The organism is Salinispora goodfellowii, assembly GCF_059570675.1.
In genome coordinates this window covers 1-3,476 of the sequence record NZ_JCANTD010000077.1, presented here as the reverse complement: position 1 = coordinate 3,476, position 3,476 = coordinate 1, and the positions used below count along the sequence as shown (strand labels likewise).

Annotated in this window: 3 protein-coding genes; all 3 read left to right on the top strand. The window is 69.0% G+C overall.

The genetic code is table 11. The features are described from left to right. Positions 1 to 173 precede the first annotated feature (173 nt). The 3 genes from T398_RS26625 to T398_RS26615 all read left to right on the top strand — a co-directional run bounded on the left by T398_RS26625 (position 174) and on the right by T398_RS26615 (position 3,344). Entirely contained in the window at positions 174 to 1,259 is a 1,086-nt protein-coding gene (locus T398_RS26625; protein ID WP_496450555.1) for a tyrosine-type recombinase/integrase, read from the top strand. Positions 1,260 to 1,263: 4 nt separating this feature from the next. Next, the gene (locus tag T398_RS26620) at positions 1,264 to 1,581 is read left to right on the top strand and encodes a helix-turn-helix domain-containing protein (RefSeq protein WP_496450554.1); all 318 of its coding nucleotides are present in this window, start codon (positions 1,264 to 1,266) and stop codon (positions 1,579 to 1,581) included. A gap of 254 nt (positions 1,582 to 1,835) precedes the next feature. Beyond that, complete coding sequence (locus T398_RS26615; RefSeq protein ID WP_496450553.1) at positions 1,836 to 3,344, top strand: site-specific integrase; 1,509 nt, start codon at positions 1,836 to 1,838, stop codon at positions 3,342 to 3,344. The last annotated feature ends 132 nt before the right edge of the window (positions 3,345 to 3,476 follow it).

The following is a 3,476-nucleotide window of genomic DNA, read 5'->3' as shown; positions in this document are numbered from 1 at the left end:
GTTACCCCTACTGCCCGGAGTTCTTTGCTGACGGACTGGCGTTTGCAGTAGCCCTGTCCAGGCCAGGTACGGCGTTCCCGTCGAGCCGGCCGGACTGACTGTCCGTCGGTAATCCCGACGGGATGGCTACATTGGCGACCGTCTTGTGATGTCGTTGAAGTGAGGATGGGCCCGTGTCGCTTGCGGTGGTGCGCTCGCTGGGCACGGCGCGCAGTCTGCGCTCGATCAACGAAGCGGAGGACTTCGAACAGGAACTCATCGACCAGTACGCCCTCGCCGGTGCCGCGGCCGGCATCACGGACAAGTTCATCTCGCAGGAGCGCTCGACGGTCTTCGAGTTCATCCGTTTCCTGGGCCAGCCGGTGTGGACGGCGCGGCACGAGGACGCCGACCGGTTCCTGACATCGCTGCGCAGGCGGGGACTCGCGAAGTCGACGCTGCAGGCCCGCGCCTGGGTTCTGGGCCGTTTCTTCGACTTCGTGGTCAGCCGCTACCAAGGCGACATCCATGCCCTGTTCGGGCACGTCGTGGTGCAGCCGATCGACGAGTTCAACAAGCCGGCGAACGTCGCCAACATCGGCGCGGTGCGGGTGCCACCGCACATCGACGAGGTCACCGGACTGTTCGAGCAGTGGCGCGGCAGCCTTGTGTACGCCCGCAAGTACCTGCCCGCGGCGCGGAACTACTTCGCGGCGTCGCTGTGGCGTCGGGTCGGTCTGCGCATGAACGAGACCGTCATGCTCGACATCGGGGACTGGCGGCCCGACCTGGGCACTCTCGGCAAGCTGCACGTCCGCTTCGGCAAGGGCAGCCGAGGACGTGGCCCCAAGGCCCGGGTCGTGCCCGCGATCAACGACGTCGACGCGCTGATCGAGTGGTGGCTGACCGATGTGCGGCACCAGTTCGGCGACGACTGGGACGACCCGAGCGCACCGCTTCTGCCCAGTGAACGCCACGACCCGATGACCGGGCACTGCGAGCGCATCGGCCCCGAAGCCCTGCGATCGGGCCTGGCCGAGGCGGTGCGCGCCTGGCTGCCGGCCTGGAGCGGCCGGCTCAGCCCCCATGGATTGCGCCATTTCTGCGCCTCCTTCTTGTATGAGCGGGGCGTGGACCTCAAGGCGATCCAGGAGCTGCTGGGCCATGAGTGGTTGTCCACGACGACCCGCTACATCCACGTCCACGAGAACCACGTCGAGGCGTCGTGGGAGCAGGCCAACGCCCGCATCGCGGCTCAGTTCGGCGAGGGGAAGAGGTGATCTGATGCTGTGGAAGCTGCGGATCAAGGCGGCTGAGGCGGGCATCTGGAAGTCGACCGAGATGCGCCGGCGTCTCGCCGAGGCCGGGCTGGAGATCAGCGCGGGCAAGATGTCGGGTCTGTGGGCCGGCACGCCGACCACGGTCCGGCTGGACGACCTCGACGTGATCTGCTTCGTGCTCGGTTGCACACCCAGCGATCTGCTGGTCTGCCAGCCCGAGGTTGTCGCGGCTAACAAGCCGGCAGCGAAGGCCGCCGTCGCGCGATCGTCGGAGCGGCCGAGGCCGACCCCGGGACGCCGCCGGAGCACACCGCCGGCATGACCATCCCTCGGTGGTGCGAGGGCTGTGGCCGTAAGCCCGAGGCGTACAGCAGACGCCGCTGGTGCTACGACTGCAAACCGACCTACAGGTGCAGGCCACCACGCGCCTGCCGCCGCTGCGGCTCCACGGAGAACTATTGGGCCTCCGGGCTCTGCCGCCGCTGCCACCAGTACGCGCCTCAACTGCCGGAGTCGTGCCCCGACTGCCATGCCTGGGGCACCTGGCGCATCGATAAGTGGCTCTGCGGTGCGTGCATGGGCTGGCGCGTCCGCTTCCCTGGGACTGGACCGTGCGTCAACTGCGGCCAGCACCGCAACCTCAACAGCCACCAGGCATGCCGGTTGTGCTGGCGGCAGGCCAGCCTGCCGCAGCATCAGCCCGGATACGACCCGCGCGACATCATCGCCGCCAACCGGCACGGCCAGCAGCTCGAACTGGCCAACATGGGCTCGCCCAAGAAGGGCTACCGGCCACACGCCCGCACCCGCGTCCGCCATCGACCCGCTCGCGCCGAGTCGCAAACGCGACCTGCGGTCCGTGAGCTGCCTGGTCAACTCGACCTCTTCGCCCGTGACCGTATCGCCGAGGCCGCTCGTGGCCACGGCGTGCCGGAACCGCCGAACCTGCGGCTCTGCGGCCAACTCGACGACGCCGTGCGCGACCACGCCCGCCGCTACGGCTGGCCCTCGGAGACCACCCGCGTCGCCCGGATCGGCATGCGTGTCCTGCTCGGCACCCAAGCCATCACCGCCGGCCCGATCCAGGCCAGCCAGGTCCAACAGCTGCGCGCCTACCGACTGCGCGCCCGCCCCGTGATGGCGGTCCTGAACGAACTCGGCATGCTCGACGACGACCGCACCGCACCCCTGGACGCCTGGTTCGCCCGCCACCTGGACAGGCTGCCCGCCACCATGGCCACCGAGTTGCAGACCTGGTTCGACGTCCTGCGCCACGGCAGCACCACGCCGCCGCGCAGCCGACCCCGTAGCCCAGGAACCATCAAGACCCGCGCCCACTGGGCGCTGCCCACCCTGCGGGCCTGGGCCGCCGACGGCCACGACAGCCTGCGCGAGATCACCCGCCAGGACATCCTCGTCGTGCTTCCCGCCGGCGGGACACCCCGAGCCACCCTCGGCGCCGGCCTGCGGTCGATCTTCAGCACCCTCAAGGCACACACAGTGATCTTCACGAACCCGATGGCCCGGATCTCCGTCGGCAACTTCACCCGCCGCATCCCGATGCCGATCGACCACGACAAGCTTCGCGACGCGCTGAACTCGCCCAACCCCGCACGAGCCGCACTGTCCGCGCTCGTCATCTTCCACGGCCTGCGCCCCGACGAACTGCGCGACCTGATGCTCACCGACGTTCGCGACAGCCGTCTGCACCTGGACAACCGCGTCGTACTCCTGGCCGAGCCCGTCAAGCAACGCCTCAACGCCTACCTCGCCCACCGCCGGCAACGCTGGCCCCACACCGCGAACGCCCACTTCTTCGTCCACGACCACAGCGCCCACGCCACCGAAGCAGTCCAGATGTGGTGGGTCAACCGCCGGCTCGGCATGCCCGCCCGAGCCCTGCGCCAACACCGCATCGTCGACGAAGTCCACGCCACCGCAGGCGACCTCCGCCGCATCTGCGATCTCTTCGGCGTCTCGATCGGCACCGCCGAGTTCTACGCCACGACCCTCAACCACCCCGCCTTCACCAGCACCCCCGACCACAGCCGCGCCGCCGGTTCCCCAACCCAAGGACTCAACTAAGCTCACGAGACACCACCTGAGCGGGGGTTCCCGGCCGAAACCGCGTCAGTTATCGCGAACCCACCCGCTTTCGAGAGAACTCGTGGTGGTTGCGGGACGCGGGAGGTGCGGGCCAGCCACCAGAATCCGCCG